This window comes from Nonomuraea corallina, from assembly GCF_027620315.1.
GTDB lineage: Bacteria > Actinomycetota > Actinomycetes > Streptosporangiales > Streptosporangiaceae > Nonomuraea > Nonomuraea corallina.
Genome location: NZ_JAPNNL010000057.1, coordinates 22326 through 39260 on the forward strand (window position 1 = coordinate 22326; position 16935 = coordinate 39260).

Sequence of the window (16935 nt, forward strand, 5' to 3'; positions counted from 1 at the left end):
TCAGCTTCGATAGGAGCTCGTCATCGTGGCGTACACGATGACATTGTCGGTGTAGTGGCCGGTGTTGCGGTTGTAGGCGCCACCGCAGGTGATCAGGTGGAGCTGCGCGTTCTGCTGCGGCCCGTACACCCGCTCCGTCGGGAACGTCTTCTTGTCCGCCTGCTCGATGCCGCCGACCGTGAACACGGCCGTGACGCCGTCCTGCCGCTTGACCTCGATCGTGTCGCCGTTGCGCAGCTCGGGCAGGCGGCTGAACACGGCACTGCGCGTCCGGGTGTCCTTGTGGCCGAGCAGCACCGCCGGGCCGGCCTCGCCCGGGGTCGACATGTTGCGGTACCAGCCCACCAGGTTGGGGTTGTCCGCCGGCGGCACCTGGATCGTGCCGTCCCTGGCCAGGCCCACGGACCTGACCGGGGCGTCGACGCCGAGCCGCTTGATCTTCAGCCGTACCGGCGTCGACGGCAGCATCGCCGCCGCCGGCTGGATCTGCGGCAGTGGCGGCGGCGCGTCGGGGTCCGCCTGCCACAGGGCCTGCTCCGCCTTCCCGTCAGGCTGCGCGGTCAGGCCCAGCGAGTCGCGGTCGCTCGCCAGCCCGTACTCCTCCGGCGAGCCGAGCACGATGAACATCCCGGCGACCACGGTCACCACTCCGGCGATCGCCGCGACCAGCAACGTCGTCCGCAACGCCTTCCCGCCGTCGTCCTGCGGCTGAGGCGGCGGTACGGGTGAGCCGTACGGATACTGGTTGACCATGGCCGATCACCCCCTGGCGGCGCGCCGGCGCATCAGCAGCCCGCCGCCCCCGGCGGCCAGGACCAGCATCGACCCGGCGACAATGAACATCCGCCCGTCAGGCCCGGCGTCCCCGCCGGCCCCGGTCGCCACCCCGTCCTTGGGCGTCTGCGACGACCGCCGCGTCGGGCTGGTCTCCTCGTCGGGCGTCTCGGTGACGATCACCGTGGTGGTCCTGGTCGGGGTCGGGGTGGTGTTGCTCGGGCTGGGACTGGGACTCGGGCTGGGGCTCGGCGACGCACTTCCTGCGGTGACCTGGAACGTGAAGGTCGGCAGGCCGGTCGTAGGAGCCGCGCACTTGACGGCCGCGGCGGCGGCGGTCGTGCCGAAGGCCAGGTCGCCGGGTGTGATGGTGACGGTGCCGGCGGTCGTGGGCCTCACCTTGATGGTCACGGTGGGCAGGGTCGTCAGGCTCTGCCCGGCGGTCCCCGTGGCGGCGGCCTCGCCCGTCGCGGTGGGCGGGGCCCCGGCGCCGCTGGCCTTGACCGTGGCGAAGAACTTGCTGCCGGTCGGGAACCCGCCCGTCGGCACCTTCAGCTCGTCAGCGGTCGTCTGCACGGCGCTCGCCCAGGTGATGGAGGCGTCCTGGTTCGTCCTGGCCCCGGTCGGCATGGTCGCCGTGATCTTGACGTCCACGGTGGCGGGGTAGGCGGGGTCGGTGCCGCTGGTGGTGGCGAGCGTGCACTGGTAGGAGACGACGTTGTCGTCGCCGCCGCCGGCGCCGATGGGCACCTCCAGCACCTCGGTCGAGGTGGTGGTGCAGGTCGTCACGGTGGTGGCGGCCGAGGCGAGGGCCAGCGTGAGGTTCCCGGGCTTGACGGTCACGTTGCCGGTCGCCGCAGCGGTGACCGCGACGGGATAGATCACGTCACCCGCCGGGACAGCGGTCTGGTTGACCGCGACGGCCGCTCCCGTCTTCGGGCCCGGGGTGACCGTGCCGTTCGTGACCGTCAGCGTGGCGTTGGCTGACACGGTCGTCGCGGTGGTCACCGCCTGACGGAGGGTCAGGGCGGGGATGCCGACGGTGACGTTGACCGGCGATCCCGCCGCCGCAGAATCAGGGGCGCTCAGCTTGACCGTGATCGACGTGTTGCTGAAAGGTCCGCCGCTGCAGGCGTAGGTGAAACTCTTCTCGACCACGAGCGTCGCCGCACTCGCGGGGGCCGAGCCGACGAGCAGCGAACCAGCGAGAAGGACGGAGGCGCCCACCAGCACCAAGGCCGAGGAGGTCTTCTGGGCGAGGCGGCGCCGCGCCTGGGACGTCAGCACTGTCCTACTCCAATTCAGCACAGTCTTCATGGTCGCGTAGAGCCAAGAGCATACGGACTCATCCTGTCAGGCTTCCGTAAACCGCCAAAACCTCGCCCGTCAACCCTTCTTTTTCGACAACGTCGCGTACACCACGATGTTGTCGGTGTAGCTGTGCGCCTTCTTGTTGTAGACGCCTCCACAGGTGATCAGGCGGAGCTGGGCGTCGTTGGTGTTGCCGTAGACCCGGTTGGTCGGGAAGGTCTTCTTGCTGACCTGCTCGATCCCGCTCACCGTGTAGCGGGCGACCTTGCCGTCCGACCTGTACACGTAGATGTGGTCGCCCTTGGCCAGCTCGCCGAGGCGCTTGAAGACGGCCGCGCCCTTCTTGGTGCTGACGTGGCCGTTGATGATCGAGGGGCCGAGCTCGCCGGGGAGCGGGCTCTTGTTGTACCAGCCCGTCAGGTTCGGCTTGCTGAGCGGCGGGGTGCCGAGGACGCCCGCCTTGGTCAGCTTGACGGCGCCGATCCTCGCGTTCACCTTGATCTCGGGGATCTTGATCCGGGTCGGCCTGGTCCTGGCCTTGGCGGCCTTGGACTTGACCGGCGGGATCGCCGCCACGGTCGGCACGGCGGCCAGGGGCGGCGGCGCCTCCAGGCGGGCCGGGGTGAGCGGCACGTCCTTGCCGCCAGGGCCCACGGTGGGGGCGAGCTGGAAGGCGCCCGCGTTCTGGAACTGCACCGCCGTCGGCTCGCCCTGCTGGGCCTGCGGGACCGGTCCCGATCCGTCGTCCACCGGCGGGATGAACGACAGCAGGCCGACCATGATGGCGCCGACGCCGCCGAGCGAGCCGGCGATCAGCAGCGCCGGCGTGGCGCGGCTCGTCGGGGACTTCTGCGGCTGGGTCATCGGTCCATCCCTCCGGCGTGCTCGGCGCGGCGGCGGCGCATCAGCAGGCCGCCGGTGACGCTGCCCATCAGCAGCAGGCTTCCGCCCAGCAGCAGGCCGGGTGAGCCGGTCTCCCGTTCGGGCGCCTCACCGGTGTCCACCCCGCCCGTGGGGGTCGCGAGGACCTGCGCCTTGTAGTTCGTGACGGTGGGGTTGACGGTGGGCGTCGCGGTGGGCGTCGTGGTGGCTCCGGGCACCACGACGCTCACGTGGCCGCTCGCGCTGGGGAAGGGGTGCCGGCCGGGCGTGGTGGTGCTGGTGCTCGGCGTCGGCGAGGTGGTGTCCGTCGGATCGTCGGTCGGCGGGTCGGTGTCCGTGGGGGTCGAGGTCGGGCTGCCCGTGTCCGTCGGGCCGGGGGTCGATCCACCGACGTTGATCTCGACGGTGCCCGGGTTGTTGGTGATCGTGCAGGTGGCCCTGTGCAGCGTCGGCGGGTTGATCATCTCCGCGGTGAGCAGCTTGAACGCGTCGAGGTGGATGTTCTTGCCGTCGTCGAGGGCCCGCACGGCCAGCCGGTGGAACCCGTACGGCAGATCGTCGCGCCGCCACAGCGTGGAGTTGCCCTGGATGACGTTGGTGGGCTCGCCGGTCTCGGTCCTCGACGTGTCCACGATCGCGGACTCGTCGTCGTCGATGATCACGCGGATCCGGCCGACGTCGGGCATCCTGCGGCCGAGGACCTCGAAGCCGGTGCCGTGGAACTTGATGACCGCCTCGTCCGTGCGGTTGCTGGTGGTGTGCAGGTCACGTCCGTGGTCGCCGTACTGCATCGGCAGGGAGCCCTGGTAGGCCCAGCCGGGGCCCTTGTACGTGATCCGGTCCAGTTCGTCGTTGTTGACGATCTCCTCGCCGGCGGGCGGGACGAAGTCGACGGTGAGGTTCTGCGGCGTGAGCCTGATCACGCCTTCCTCGGTCATGTGCGCCTCGGACGACATGCCCTCGGGCGCTTCGAGACGCTGGTTGGGCTGGAGCGCGCCCTGCTCCTCGACGCCGCGCGGCTGCAGGACGCCGTTCCAGGCGCCTTCCAGCTTGACGTTGCCGACGAGCGACACCTGGGCGCCGGGCGGGAAGTAACCGGGGGACATGAACCGGCGGGTGCCGGTGTACTCGACCGCCCAGCCGAGCGAGAGCATGCTGCCCGTCTGCACGCTGGTCGGTATCTTCACCCGGGCCGTGAGCGTCACCGGCGCGTTCCCGGCGACGCCGTCGGTGCAGCTGTAGTCGACCACCAGGTTGAAGGTCTGTGCCTCAGCAGGCATGGTCAGGAGGCCGGCCGAGGCCACCAAGCCGACCGATGCGGCGATCCACGCCTTACGCCACCGACTCACGACACTTCTCCGATCACGCACACGGAACCGAAGGTAGATCTTAGGGTCGGCAACCGGAACAACAGGCACAACTCCCAGCACTTGTGATGAACCCGTGTCCAGACGCCAGAATCGTATTCTGGTTGCATCGAACCCACCTTGGAGGCGTCATGGAGCGAGACCTCTTCGACGAGGAACACCTGCTCTTCCGGGAGACCGTCCGCGAGTTCATGACCCGCGAGGTAGCCCCCCACCACGACCAGTGGGAGAAGGACGGCATCGTCCCCCGGGACGTCTGGAAGAAGGCCGGAGAGGTCGGCATGTTCGGGTTCTCGGTGCCCGAGGAGTACGGCGGCGCCGGCATCAAGGACTTCCGCTACAACGCGGTCATCGTCGAGGAGCTCATCGGCAAGGGCGCCTCCGGGCTGGGCTTCTCGCTGCACAACGACGTCATGGCCCCGTACCTCGTGGATCTGACGGACGACGGGCAGAAGGAGCGGTGGCTGCCCGGGTTCGTCAGCGGCGAGCTGATCACCGCCATCGCGATGACCGAGCCGGGCGCGGGCAGCGACCTGCAGGGCATCAGGACGACCGCGGTCCGCGAAGGCGATCACTACGTGGTCAACGGGCAGAAGACGTTCATCACCAACGGCATCAACGCCGACCTCGTCGTGGTCGTCGCCAAGACCGACCCGTCGGCCGGCGCCAGGGGCGTGACGCTGCTCGTCGTGGAGCGGGGCATGGAGGGCTTCGGCCGGGGCCGCAACCTCGACAAGATCGGGATGAAGGCTCAGGACACCGCCGAGCTGTTCTTCGAGAACGTGCGGGTGCCGGTCGCCAACCGCCTGGGGGCCGAGGACGGCCAGGGCTTCTTCCAGCTGATGAACAACCTGCCGCAGGAGCGGATGTCGATCGCGGTGGCGGCCGTGGCGGCGGCGGAGACGGTGCTGGCCGAGACGATCGAGTACTGCAAGAACCGCCAGGCGTTCGGCCGCAACCTCGGCTCGTTCCAGAACACCCGGTTCGTGCTCGCCGAGCTGGCCACCGAGACGGAGATCGCCCGCCACTACGTGGACAAGTGCGTCCTGGCGCTCAACGCCGGCACGCTCACCGCGGTCGACGCGGCCAAGGCCAAGTGGTGGACGACCGAGCTGCAGACGAAGGTCATCGACCGGTGCCTCCAGCTGCACGGCGGTTACGGCTACATGATGGAGTATCCGGTGGCCAAGGCCTGGCTGGACAGCCGGGTGCAGACCATCTACGGCGGCACCACCGAGATCATGAAGGAGATCATCGGCCGGTCCTTCGGCTTTTGACGCGCGCGGGTCCGAGCCGGCGGCGCATACTGGACAGCATGGACAGCGGCCTGATCCTCCTGGTCTTCCTGGCCCTGCTGTTCGCCTGGGGCCTGAACCGGGTGCGCCGGGCGATCCGGCTCGGACCCCTCGGCTACGCCGGGGTGATGATCGTCTTCATCATCGTCATGCTCCTGCTGTGGGGCCAGACGATGCGTTAGCCGCCGCTGCCCTCCAGCAGCACCCGCGTCACCAGCGCCGGATCGTCGGTCATCGGCAGGTGGCCGCAGTCCTTGAGCAGCTTGACCCGCTGGCCCGACCACTTGGCGGCGCGGACCGCCTGGCGGCGGAGCAGCAGCCGGTCGCGCTCGCCCCAGGCGATGGTGATCGGCGCCTTGGGCGGCGCGGGCGGCATCACGTTCGTGAACGACTCCAGCGTCTCGTCGAACCCGCTCGCCGAGGCGAGCGCCTGCGTCGCGGCGAGCAGCGCGGTCGGCGTCATGCGGGACGGGTGCGCGACCATCAGGCCGACCGACAGCGCCCGGCCGACCGGGTTCTCCGCCAGCTCGGCGGCCCGCTCCGGGGGCAGCGACCGCGCCGTCCTCCGGGTCGCCCGGAGCATCGCCTGGCAGTAGAGCAGCTCGGAGCGGGACCAGAACCCGGCGGGCGAGAGCGCCGTCGCCGTGCGTACGGTGCCGCGCGCGGCCAGCTCGAGCGCCAGGTAGCCGCCGAGCGAGTTGCCCGCGACGTGCGGGTCGCGGATGCCCAGCAGCGCGCAGAACGACTCGACCGCGTCGGCCAGCGACTCAGGGGTGTACGGGACGCCGTCGGGCAGTCCGGGCGAGCGCCCGAACCCCGGCAGGTCGATGGCGATCACGTCACGCGCCGCCGCCAGCCGATCCAGCACCGGCAGCCATCCCTGCCAGTGGTGACCGATGCCGTGGATCAGAATCAGCGGCTCGCCGGTGCCCCGGCGGTCAAAGGCCAGCTCCATTCAGGCAGTGAACCACTCACCGGCCCCTGGTGGGAATCTCGAACCAGACCGCTTTGCCTTCCCTGGTGGGACGCGAGCCCCAGCGCTTGGCCAACTGGTCGACGAGGTAGAGGCCGCGGCCGCCCTCGTCGTTCTCGCCCGCGCTGCGGATGCGCGGCAGCCGCAGGTCCTGGTCGAAGACCTCCACCCAGACGGATTCCTCGCCACGGCGCAGCCGGAGGGTGAACTCCTTGTCGCCGGCCACCTCGTCGTCGAAGCTGTCGAAGCCCGGCATGTCCCACGACTCCTCGAAGGGCAACGGCGGCCCGTCGACCACCAGCTCCCTGCGCGGCACCGTGGCGGTCGAGGCGTGCAGCACCACGTTGGTGACGACCTCGGACACCAGCAGGCAGGCCAGCTCGGCCCGCTCCTCGGGGACGTTCCAGTCGGCGAAGGCGTCGGAGGCCATCCGCCGCGCCTCCCCCACCATGATCGGCTGGGCCGGGAACGTGCGCTCCGCCACGTCGAGGTCCTCGTCGCTGGAGCGGATGACCAGGATCGCCATGTCGTCGTCGATCTCGCCGGGCACGGCCACCGTGGCCGCCTCGGCGATGCGCTCGACCTCCGCCTTGGTCATCGTGGCGAGCTTCTCGCAGAGCACGCCGAGCGTCTCCTGCTCCTCGGGGGAACCGGAGCGGGCGGCCGGGCGGCGGTCGACCAGGCCGTCGGTGTAGAGCAGCAGCGCGGCGCCGGGAGGAAGCGTGCGGGTCTCCTCCTTGTAGACCAGGTCGGCGTGCATGCCCTTGGCGCGCACGCCCAGCGGCTGGCCGACCTCCTCGATGTCCAGCTCCACGCACTCGCCGTCGCTCAGCAGCAGCGGGGGGGCGTGGCCCGCGTTGGCGAACGACAGCTGCCGCGACCAGGCGTCGTAGACGAGGTACTGGCAGGTGACGATGGGCGGGACGCTGATGTCGGCGCCGGAGTCGTCCTTCTCCGGGGTGGCGATGATGCGGGTCCACTCGTCGAGCCTGGCCAGGATGTCGGCGGGCGACTTGTCGTCCTGCGCGAAGGCGCGCAGCGCGGCCCGCAACTGGCCCATGATGGCGGCCGCCTTGGCGCCCCGGCCCTCCACGTCGCCGATCACGATGCCGACCCGGCCGGCCGAGAGCGGGATCACGTCGTACCAGTCGCCGCCCACCTGGGTCTGGATGCCCTGACCGTGGGAGGCGAGCGGCGCGGCGGGATAGTAGCGGACCGCGATGTGGAGCCCGTCGAGCTGGGGCAGCGCCCCCGGCAGCAAGTGCTTCTGGAACGACTCGGCGGTGTGGCGCTCCTCCTCGAACAGCAGCGCGTTGTCGATGGCGACCGCGACCCGGGTGGCGATGGCGCCGACGAAGTCGCGGTCGAAGGCGTCGTAGTGAGGGCTGCGGCGCTCGGTGAGGTCGGACAGCCCGAGGTACATCAGGCCGAGCGTCTCGCCTCGCACGGTGAGCGGCGCGACGATCGCCGAGTTCATGCCGACCTCGCCGCACAGCCGCGCGCTGCTCTCACTGGGAGCCGGGAAGTTGTTGCCGGCGAAGTCGTCGACGAGGATGGTCTCCTGACGGCGCAGCGCGGCGTCGGCGTAGTGGCCGGCCGGGTAGCGGATCTCCGCTCCGACGGGCATCCACGTCCCGGGCGGCGGATCCCACCCCTGCACGTGCTGGGAGACCCGGCGCACCAGCCGGTCGCCCTCCATCAGCTCGATGAAGCAGTGGTCGGCGAACTGCGGGACGAGCATCTCCGCCACTCGCTTGAGCGTCTCCTCCACGTACAGCGAGCCGGCCAGCCGCTCGCCGATGCGCTCCAGCAGCCCGAAGCGGTCCTTCTCCCGCTCGTTGCTGCGCAGCGCCTCGCGGGCGGTGATGACGATGCCGGTCACCGAGCCCGACGGGTGGCGCAGCGGCACCGCCTGGGCGCGGACGTAGACGATGGCGCCGTCGCCGCGGCGGACGTCGAACGTGCCCTCCCAGACGTTGCCCTTGAGCACGTGTTTGGCCAGCTCGATCGCCTGCGGCTGGTCCTTCTCCATGATGCCGAAGGAGAGCACGGAGGAGTCGCGCGCCGACTTGCCCGGCCGGCCGAACAGCTTCTCGGCGAACGGGTTCCAATAGAGGAGGTTGCTGAACCGGTCCGTCACCACCACGGCCATCTCGGCATGATCGAGGACCGACGAGGCGGCCAGCTGATCGGCCGCGTCGTGGGACAGATCCCCCCATCGGGTCATCCGGAGACCACTCCTCGGGGAAGCGTGCGGGAAAGGACCACGAGCGCTCCTGCAACAGTCTTGGCCGGGGGGGAGTGGAGGGTCTCCCGGATGAGATCAGCGCCTGGACACGAAGACGTGTGCCGCCACGTCGCGCGGGATCTCCGCGAGAGAGTCGTTCGCGTCACCGTCACCTGTCACCCGCACACCGTCGTCGCTCGCCGCGAGCGTCACCTCGCGTCCGGGTTGTATCCCAACTTGCTTGAGTTTAAGCATCAGAGCGGGATCGCTTTGCACTTGTTCGCTAATTCGGCGCACGGTCACGGGCACGGCGTGGGAGCCGGCGACCTCGACCATGGGGGTGAGCTGGGACTCCGCCGCCTCGGCGGCCTCCTCGGCGCCGAGTTCGGCCAGGCCGGGGATGGGGTTGCCGTGCGGGCAGGACGTGGGGTTGCCGAGCAGCTTGACCAGGCGTTGCTCCACCGACTCGGACATCACGTGCTCCCAGCGGCAGGCCTCGACGTGCACCTCCTCCCAGGGCATGCCGATCACGTCGATCAGCAGGCACTCGGCGAGGCGGTGCTTGCGCATCACCCGCGTGGCCAGGGTGCGGCCGAGCTCGGTCATCGCCAGGTGGCGGTCGCCCTCGACGCGGACGAGTCCGTCGCGCTCCATCCGGCCCACGGTCTGGCTCACGGTCGGGCCGCTCTGCTGCAGGCGCTCGGCGATGCGGGCACGGAGGGGGATGATGCCCTCCTCCTCGAGCTCGTAAATCGTCCGGAGGTACATCTCCGTGGTGTCGATCAGGCCGTGTGCGGTCAAGGCTCCTCCCTCATGCCATGCTAGCCGGTCGTCTCGGGACTGAGCCCTTCCGCTGCGGGCACAGGATCAGGTCGAAGCCTAGGGGGAGAACGACCGGCGATGACAAAGATTGGCAACAACTCAGCGGCTGCTTTCCTTCCCGAAAGTCACGATCTTGAGTCGGGTGCGGGGCTCAGCCGGCGTCCCGCTCTCAGCGCGACCGGTAGTTCCTGAAGCTCGCCACCGACAGCCCGGCGACCAGGACCGCGAGCGCGCAGGCGAGCCCGCCGCCGACCCACGCCGTCGTCAGCCCGAACGCCGTCGCGGTGGCGCCGGCGCGCACGTCGCCCAGCCGGGGCCCGCCCGCGACGACCACCATGAACACGCCCTGCAGCCGCCCGCGCATCTCGTCGGGCGCGTAGAGCTGCAGGATCGACTGCCGCCACACCGACGACACCACGTCGGCCGCTCCCCCGACGGCCATGAACGCCACCACGAGCCAGAGCTGGTCGGCCATCCCCGCCGCCGCCACGGCCAGCCCCCACAGCGCGATGACGAGGACGAGCGCCAGCCCCTGCCGCTTGACCCGGGTGACCCAGCCGGAGAACAGCCCGCCGAGCACCGCGCCGACGGCCATCGCGGAGTTGAGCCAGGCCAGCGCCAGCAGCGACCCGCCGAAGCGCTGGTCGGCCAGCTCCGGGAAGAGCGCCCTGGGCAGCGCGAACACCATGGCGATGATGTCCACGGCGAACGACATCAGCAGGATCGGGCTGGTGACGATGAACCGCAGCCCCTCCCCCACCGACCTCCAGCCGGGCCTGGACACCTCGCCGAGCGGGGGCAGCGCGGGCAGCCGGAAGGCGGCGTACAGGCTGGCCGTGAACAGCACCGCGTCCACCGCGTACGCGGCCGCGAACCCGCCCTGCTGCAGCACCACGCCGCCGACCATGGGCCCGCCGACCGCGCCGATGCTGTAGACGAGCGAGTTGAGCGCGTTGGCCGACGGCACCAGCTCGGGAGGCAGCAGCCTGGGGATGATCGCGCCCCTGGTGGACGAGCTGATCGCGAACCCGGCCGCGCTCAGCCCCACCGCGGCGAGCAGCGTGTAGACGTTCGGCACGCCGGCGATCGACTGCGCCAGGATGAGCACGATGCCGAGCCAGGCCACCAGCGACCCGGCGACGAGCAGCTTGCGCCGGTCCACCGCGTCGGCCACGGCCCCGCCCCAGAGCCCGAACACGACCAGCGGGATCAGGTTGGCCAGGCCCAGCATGCCGACCCAGAACGAGGAGCCCGTCAGTACGTAGACCTGCTGGCTGACCGCGACCACGGTGACGCCGAGCCCGACGTGCGAGACCGCCTGGCCGATCCAGATGCGCCGGTAGGCGGGCACCCGGAGCGGCCGGGTGTCGACCAGATGACGCTTGACGAACTCCCCGAACGACACAAGCGGTCAGATTAAGGGGCAAGCCTCTCCAGCACCCAGCCGCCCTGGCCACGGCGGTAGCGGAGCCGGTCGTGCATCCGGTCCATCCGCCCCTGCCAGAACTCCACCTCGCGCGGCGTCACCAGGTAGCCGCCCCAGAAGTCGGGCACCGGCGGCTCCTCGGGCCACCGGGCCGAGAGCTCCTCGTAGCGGGCGTCCAGGACCTCCCGCGAGCGCACGACCGCGGACTGGCGCGAGGCCCACGCGCCGATGCGCGACCCGTACGGCCGGGAGGCGAAGTAGGCGGCCGACTCCTCGTGCGACAGACGGGTCACCGTGCCCTCGACGCGCACCTGGCGGCGGATGGGATGCCAGGGGAACAGCAGCGACGCGCGCGGGTTCTCGGCCAGGTCGCGGCCCTTGCGGGACTCGTAGTTGGTGTAGAAGACGAACCCGCGCTCGTCGTACTCCTTGAGCAGCACCGTGCGGGCGCTGGGCCGGCCGCCGGCGGAGGCGGTGGCCACCACCATGGCGTTCGGCTCCGGCAGGCCGGCCTCGAGCGCCTCCTGGAACCAGGTGGTGAACTGGACGACCGGATCGGCCGCGACGGCGGTTTCGAGCAGCGGTTCGCCCACGTACGAGCGGCGAAGCCCCGCCAGCGAGGGCGGGCGCGAGGTGGCATCCACGAGAAGGTATTCTTGCGCGCCCGGTGGACAAGTCTCATACCAGGCCCTCTACCTGCGGTTTCGTCCTAGCGGCGGGTCCGGCGACCGGCCACGGGAAGGGAGGGGGTTAAATTGACCCGCCGGTATCTCGACATCAACATAGCGGAACGCTCACAGGACGGGCCAACGACTCCTGCGGCGGCCGCTACCACTGGCACAGCAATGCCGGAACATGGCAGGAAAGGGAGGCGGCCGACGTGTCCGACTTCAAACCCGGCCTCGAGGGCGTCGTAGCCTTCGAGACCGAGATCGCGGAACCGGACAAAGAAGGGGGCGCCCTTCGATACCGGGGCGTCGACATCGAGGAGCTCGTCGGCCGTGTCCCCTTCGGACACGTCTGGGGGCTGCTGGTCGACAACAAGTTCCAGCCGGGCCTCCCCCCGGCGGAGCCGTACCCCATTCCCGTCCATTCCGGCGACATCCGCGTCGACGTGCAGAGCGCGCTGGCCATGCTGGCTCCCGCCTACGGCTTCAAGCCGCTGCTCGACATCGGCGACGACGAGGCGCGCGACCAGCTCGCCCGCGCCTCGGTGATGGCGCTGTCCTTCGTGGCCCAGTCGGCGCGCGGCCTCGGCCTGCCGATGGTGCCGCAGAAGCGCGTCGACGAGGCCAAGACCATCGTCGAGCGCTTCATGATCCGCTGGCGTGGTGAGCCCGACCCCAGGCACGTCAAGGCCATCGACGCCTACTGGACCTCCGCGGCCGAGCACGGCATGAACGCGTCCACGTTCACCGCCCGCGTCATCGCCTCCACCGGCGCCGACGTGGCGGCGGCGCTCTCCGGCGCGGTCGGCGCCATGTCGGGCCCGCTGCACGGCGGCGCCCCGGCGCGGGTGCTGCACATGATCGAGGGCGTCGAGCAGATGGGCGACGCGAAGAAGTACGTGCAGAGCGAGCTCGACAAGGGCCAGCGTCTCATGGGCTTCGGCCACCGCGTCTACCGCGCGGAGGACCCGCGCGCCCGGGTGCTGCGCCGCACGGCCAAGGAGCTGGACGCGCCCCGCTACGAGGTCGCGGCGGCTCTGGAGAAGGCCGCCCTGGAGGAGCTGCACGCCCGCAAGCCCGACCGGGTGCTCGCCACCAACGTCGAGTACTGGGCCGCGGTGGTGCTGGACTTCGCCGAGGTGCCGTCCCACATGTTCACCTCGATGTTCACCTGCGCCCGCACCGCCGGCTGGGCCGCCCACATCCTGGAGCAGAAGCGCACCGGCAGGCTGGTCCGCCCGAGCGCGAACTACATCGGCCCGGCCTCGCGGCCGCTGTCGGACGTCCCCGGCGCCGACGAGGTCGTCGGCACGATCTGATCCGCGCCGGCCTCACCGGTCTCACGAGAACGGCCCGCCGGGCTCCGGCGGGCCGTTGTCGTCCTCGCGCAGGCCGGGGTCGGGGCACAGGCTCTCCGGCGGCGCCACCTCGGTGAGGTTGCCGCACATGCCCACCAGCACCTGGCCCGCCTGCCGGCCCGGCTCGCTCCTGGGCAGGTGGACCAGCATGACGGGCTTGTCGGCCGACTCGTGCGGCCCCCTGCCTCTGGTGAACTCGATGACGCCGGTGGTGCCGTACTGCCTGCCCAGGGTGCTGAGCCCGTACAGGACCATGCCCTTGTCCGGGACGGGGGCCTTGCCCGGGGCGTCCTGACCGGCGACGCGCGTGCCGCCGTCGGCGGAGCCGACCGCCAGGCCGAGGGCGAGCGCCGCGTCGTAGGCGAGCATCGCGTGCAGCGTGGACGGCCGCTTGTCGCCCCCGATCAGCTCCAGCAGCCGGGCCAGTTGCGCGTTGCCGCCCTGGCCCGCGCCCGCGTCCGGCGAGCGCCAGGCGCCCTCCCAGGCGAGGGTGATGTAGTGCAGCCGCAGGTTGGGGTGTTCGCTGAGCCTCTGCCGGTTGTCCTGGACGTACTTGGTCACGTCGTCGGACGCGAGCACGTGATGGGTGCGGGCCGGGGTGCAGCTCTCGTTGAGGCTGTCGACGAACGTGGCGAAGTCGTCGCCGCGGCCGGTGTAGAAGATCAGCCCGTCGTCGCCGGGGCAGGCCAGCCTCACCTGCGCCTTGAGCTGCTGGTGACCGGTGTAGCGCAGCCGGGTGACGTGCTCGGCGCCGAACGCCTCGGCGAAGCGGGCGGCCAGGCCGCTGCTGTAGAGGTCCCCGTCGGTGACGTCCTCCAGCAGCGTCACGGCGCGGGCCCGCGGCAGCCCGCCGGTGCCCGCCTTGATCCACGCCGCCGCGGCCCTGGCCTCCCTGGCGTTGTCGGCGGCCATCCGGAAGAAGTACGGCGCCGGCACCTTCTGGTGGACGGCCAGGTCGTCGGCGGTGCCGACGGTCACCATCACGGGCAGCCCCGCCGCGTTCAGCACCGCGATGGCCTCCTGGTTGCGGCTCCAGCTCTGCGCCATGCCGATCACCCCGACCAGCGGGGCGCCCCCCTCCAGCCGCTCGACCACCTGCCGCGCCACCGGCACCGCGCGCCGGAAGCCCCGGCCCGGGTTGGCGAGCAGGATGCGCAGCTTGGGCCGCTGGCTTCCGGGGTCGTTGTAGGCCCGCTGGTAGGCGGCGATCCCGTACAGCTCCCCCTGCGAGCCGGCCAGCAGCGCCTCGGGGCTGCCCGTCATCGGGCCCATGTAGGCGATCTCGACCCATCGGCCGCCGGCGACCGCCTTCTCGTTCTCGGCCGCGATGAGCTCGAGCGGCTTGGTCAGGCGGTCGTGGAAGGAGCCGCCCGCGTAGCTGAGCCCGACGCACTCGCCCTCGTCCCGCAGCACGTCGGGGGCTTGGCAGTAGGTCCTGGAGGTGTTCCAGACCCACCCGCCCGACAGGACCAGCGGCACCACGAGCAGGGCCGCCATGACCGTCCAGTAGGCCCTGACCCGCTTGTGGCCGTGCGGGGCCAGCGGCCGCGGAGCGGGCTGCGCGGCCGTCAGCGCGACGTCCTCGGCCACCAGGTAGGCAGGGCCGTAGCGGTGGCTCGCCTGGCGCAGCCAGTCACGGTAGCCGTCCCCGTCCGGGCCCACCCGCACGGTCCTGACCTGCCGCACCAGTTCGGGCACCTTCGGCCCCGAGGTGACCACCAGCAGCGGGTCCCAGCGCGCCACCTGCTCGCGCACGGTGTGCAGCCGCTCCAGGAACGGCACGGGACCGCGCGTGTTCCGCAGGTAGAGGGTGCAGTGGTAGGCGCGGGCCCACGACGGCCACAGGAACAGCCTGCGGCGCTTGTACGCCTGCCTCAGGTCCTCCAGGAAGGCGCTGACCAGCAGCAGCTCCAGCTCTTCCGCGGGCGTGTGCGCGGCCAGCCTGGCGGCGTAGGCGGGCAGCCGCTCCCACGGGTCGCGCGGCTGGAACCGCTGCCGGCGGAACCACGAGTTGCGCACGTTCGTACGGGCGAGCAGCATGGCGTGCCCGGCCGCCGCCGCGACGCCGCCCGCCACGGCCAGGAGCCAGCCCAGGATCGTGGTCAGATTGCCCAGCCCGGCGGCGACCGCCGAGGCGGCCGGGATCCACCCGGTGAGCAGCCTGCTCAGGTAGTCCAGCCAGACCACCACCGGCCGGTCCTCCCCCGGCCCGCGCCGGCGGGGGGAACGCGCGGCGAGCGCCTCCTCCATGTCGGGGACGTTGACCAGGCCCGCGTCCCTGCGGTCCATGACCAGCAGCACGAAGGCCGTGAGCTGGAACCTGATCCGGGGCAGCCCTTTGGGGCCGATCCGCTCGCCGAGCCGGCGCGCCGCCTCGGCGACCACCGACCGCGTGTCCGGGTGCCGGGCCGGGTCGAGCGACAGGAACGGCAGCTCCCGGCCGCCCGGCGCCACGACCGGCGCCAGGTCGGCGTCCGGCGGGCCGCTCAGGAAGACCGTCAGCTGCGGCAGCGGCCGGTCGCGCCGCCACGGGGCGGCCCGCCGGACGAGCCGGTCGAACAGCTCCCGTAGTACATCGGCTTCAGGCATGCGCCGCCTCCTGGCACTCACTTCCCCCGAAGCCGGTCCCGTTGTGACCATGATGCACCCTGGACGACCCGGACGCCCCGTCTCAGATCGCGGACCGGGGACCAGGCAGTCGGCGCACGTCAGTAACCTGGTGAGGTGGCTGACATCGTGATTCCCGCAGACATCAAGCCCGCCGACGGCCGTTTCGGCTGCGGGCCCTCGAAGGTTCGCACCGAGCAACTGGCCGCGCTCGCCGCCTCCGGCGCGAGCCTCATGGGCACCTCCCACCGCCAGAAGCCGGTCAAGAACCTGGTCGGCCGCGTCCGCTCCGGCCTCGCCGACCTGTTCTCACTGCCTGAGGGCTACCAGGTCGTGCTCGGCAACGGCGGCACCACCGCGTTCTGGGACATCGCCGCCTTCGGGCTCATCCGCGACCGGTCGCAGCACCTGTCGTTCGGCGAGTTCTCCTCGAAGTTCGCGACGGTCGCCAAGAAGGCGCCGTGGCTGTCCGACCCTTCGGTGATCAAGTCGGAGGTCGGCACCCACCCCGAGGCGGTCGCCGAGGACGGCGTCGACGTCTACGCGCTCACCCACAACGAGACCTCGACCGGCGTCGCCATGCCGATCCAGCGGGTCGGCGGCGACGACGCGCTGGTGCTGGTCGACGCCACCTCCGGCGCGGGCGGCCTGCCCGTCGACGTGTCCGAGACCGACGTCTACTACTTCGCCCCGCAGAAGAGCTTCGCCTCCGACGGCGGCCTGTGGATCGCGCTGATGTCGCCGCGCGCCCTGGCCCGCGTCGAGGAGATCACGGCGAGCGGCCGGTTCGTGCCGGAGTTCTTCAGCCTGCCGGTGGCGATCGACAACTCGGCCAAGGACCAGACCTACAACACCCCGGCGGTGGCCACGCTGTTCCTGCTGGCCGACCAGCTCGACTGGATGAACGGCAACGGCGGCCTGGCCTGGACCACCGCGCGCACGGCCGACTCGGCGCAGCGGCTCTACACCTGGGCGGAGAAGTCGTCGTTCGCGAGCCCGTTCGCCGCTCCGGAGTTCCGCTCCCAGGTGGTCGGCACGATCGACTTCTCCGACGACGTCGACGCGGCGGCGGTGGCCAAGGTGCTGCGGGCCAACGGCATCGTCGACACCGAGCCCTACCGCAAGCTGGGCCGCAACCAGCTGCGCATCGCGATGTTCCCGGCCGTCGACCCGGCCGACGTCGAGGCGCTGACCGCCTGCGTCGACCACGTGGTCGAGCGCCTCT

The 16935-nt window shown here is 71.1% G+C and carries 14 protein-coding genes; 4 read left to right on the forward strand and 10 right to left on the reverse strand.

What is annotated here, in order from left to right; translation table 11 throughout:
• The 4 genes from OUY22_RS16535 to OUY22_RS16550 all read right to left on the reverse strand — a co-directional run bounded on the left by OUY22_RS16535 (position 1) and on the right by OUY22_RS16550 (position 4247).
• Complete coding sequence (locus OUY22_RS16535; RefSeq protein WP_270155867.1) at positions 1-753, reverse strand: class F sortase; 753 nt, start codon at positions 751-753, stop codon at positions 1-3.
• Between the two features lie 6 nt (positions 754-759).
• On the reverse strand, positions 760-2061 hold the full coding sequence (locus OUY22_RS16540) for a hypothetical protein (RefSeq protein ID WP_270155868.1): 1302 nt from the start codon (positions 2059-2061) through the stop codon (positions 760-762).
• Positions 2062-2160: 99 nt separating this feature from the next.
• The gene (locus OUY22_RS16545) at positions 2161-2949 is read right to left on the reverse strand and encodes a class F sortase (protein WP_270155869.1); all 789 of its coding nucleotides are present in this window, start codon (positions 2947-2949) and stop codon (positions 2161-2163) included.
• On the reverse strand, positions 2946-4247 hold the full coding sequence (locus OUY22_RS16550) for a hypothetical protein (protein WP_270155870.1): 1302 nt from the start codon (positions 4245-4247) through the stop codon (positions 2946-2948). The genes OUY22_RS16545 and OUY22_RS16550 overlap by 4 nt, the downstream gene beginning before the upstream one ends.
• 218 nt (positions 4248-4465) lie before the next feature.
• On the opposite strand from OUY22_RS16550, the gene OUY22_RS16555 reads away from it, so the two are divergent.
• Together OUY22_RS16555 and OUY22_RS16560 are read left to right on the forward strand one after the other, a co-directional pair.
• A complete protein-coding gene (locus OUY22_RS16555) occupies positions 4466-5611 on the forward strand; it encodes an acyl-CoA dehydrogenase family protein (RefSeq protein WP_270155871.1) in 1146 nt (381 codons plus the stop codon).
• A gap of 38 nt (positions 5612-5649) precedes the next feature.
• A complete protein-coding gene (locus tag OUY22_RS16560; protein ID WP_270155872.1) occupies positions 5650-5811 on the forward strand; it encodes a hypothetical protein in 162 nt (53 codons plus the stop codon).
• On the opposite strand, the gene OUY22_RS16565 is transcribed toward OUY22_RS16560, so the two are convergent.
• The 5 genes from OUY22_RS16565 to pdxH form a co-directional block, all read right to left on the reverse strand.
• Positions 5808-6584 carry an alpha/beta fold hydrolase gene (locus tag OUY22_RS16565; RefSeq protein ID WP_270155873.1) on the reverse strand — a complete coding sequence of 259 codons (777 nt, stop codon included), beginning with the start codon at positions 6582-6584 and terminating at the stop codon, positions 5808-5810. The two genes, OUY22_RS16560 and OUY22_RS16565, sit on opposite strands and share 4 nt — an antisense overlap.
• 16 nt (positions 6585-6600) lie before the next feature.
• A complete protein-coding gene (locus OUY22_RS16570; RefSeq protein ID WP_270155874.1) occupies positions 6601-8829 on the reverse strand; it encodes an ATP-binding SpoIIE family protein phosphatase in 2229 nt (742 codons plus the stop codon).
• A 96-nt stretch (positions 8830-8925) separates the two neighbouring features.
• Positions 8926-9630: a metal-dependent transcriptional regulator gene (locus OUY22_RS16575; protein ID WP_270155875.1), complete on the reverse strand. Its 705-nt coding sequence runs from the start codon at positions 9628-9630 to the stop codon at positions 8926-8928.
• A 190-nt stretch (positions 9631-9820) separates the two neighbouring features.
• On the reverse strand, positions 9821-11056 hold the full coding sequence (locus tag OUY22_RS16580) for an MFS transporter (RefSeq protein ID WP_270155876.1): 1236 nt from the start codon (positions 11054-11056) through the stop codon (positions 9821-9823).
• A gap of 11 nt (positions 11057-11067) precedes the next feature.
• On the reverse strand, positions 11068-11721 hold the full coding sequence (gene pdxH / locus OUY22_RS16585; protein ID WP_270155877.1) for a pyridoxamine 5'-phosphate oxidase: 654 nt from the start codon (positions 11719-11721) through the stop codon (positions 11068-11070).
• A 236-nt stretch (positions 11722-11957) separates the two neighbouring features.
• Here pdxH and OUY22_RS16590 point away from each other — a divergent pair, with 236 nt between their 5' ends.
• On the forward strand, positions 11958-13064 hold the full coding sequence (locus OUY22_RS16590; protein ID WP_270155878.1) for a citrate synthase 2: 1107 nt from the start codon (positions 11958-11960) through the stop codon (positions 13062-13064).
• A 21-nt stretch (positions 13065-13085) separates the two neighbouring features.
• Here OUY22_RS16590 and OUY22_RS16595 read toward each other — a convergent pair whose 3' ends face one another.
• Positions 13086-15692, reverse strand: a complete 2607-nt coding sequence (locus OUY22_RS16595) for an ABC transporter substrate-binding protein (RefSeq protein WP_270155879.1) — start codon at positions 15690-15692, stop codon at positions 13086-13088.
• A 135-nt stretch (positions 15693-15827) separates the two neighbouring features.
• On the opposite strand from OUY22_RS16595, the gene serC reads away from it, so the two are divergent.
• The coding region (serC, locus tag OUY22_RS16600; RefSeq protein ID WP_270155880.1) for a phosphoserine transaminase at positions 15828-16935 on the forward strand (1108 nt) is incomplete at its 3' end.

Coding starts and splice junctions, on each gene's coding strand:
- OUY22_RS16550 (WP_270155870.1), bottom strand. CDS start 4,247: ATGCCTGCTGAGGCACAGACCTTCAACCTGGTGGTCGACTACAGCTGC.
- OUY22_RS16560 (WP_270155872.1), top strand. CDS start 5,650: ATGGACAGCGGCCTGATCCTCCTGGTCTTCCTGGCCCTGCTGTTCGCC.
- OUY22_RS16595 (WP_270155879.1), bottom strand. CDS start 15,692: ATGCCTGAAGCCGATGTACTACGGGAGCTGTTCGACCGGCTCGTCCGG.
- OUY22_RS16555 (WP_270155871.1), top strand. CDS start 4,466: ATGGAGCGAGACCTCTTCGACGAGGAACACCTGCTCTTCCGGGAGACC.
- OUY22_RS16535 (WP_270155867.1), bottom strand. CDS start 753: ATGGTCAACCAGTATCCGTACGGCTCACCCGTACCGCCGCCTCAGCCG.
- OUY22_RS16545 (WP_270155869.1), bottom strand. CDS start 2,949: ATGACCCAGCCGCAGAAGTCCCCGACGAGCCGCGCCACGCCGGCGCTG.
- OUY22_RS16570 (WP_270155874.1), bottom strand. CDS start 8,829: ATGACCCGATGGGGGGATCTGTCCCACGACGCGGCCGATCAGCTGGCC.
- OUY22_RS16565 (WP_270155873.1), bottom strand. CDS start 6,584: ATGGAGCTGGCCTTTGACCGCCGGGGCACCGGCGAGCCGCTGATTCTG.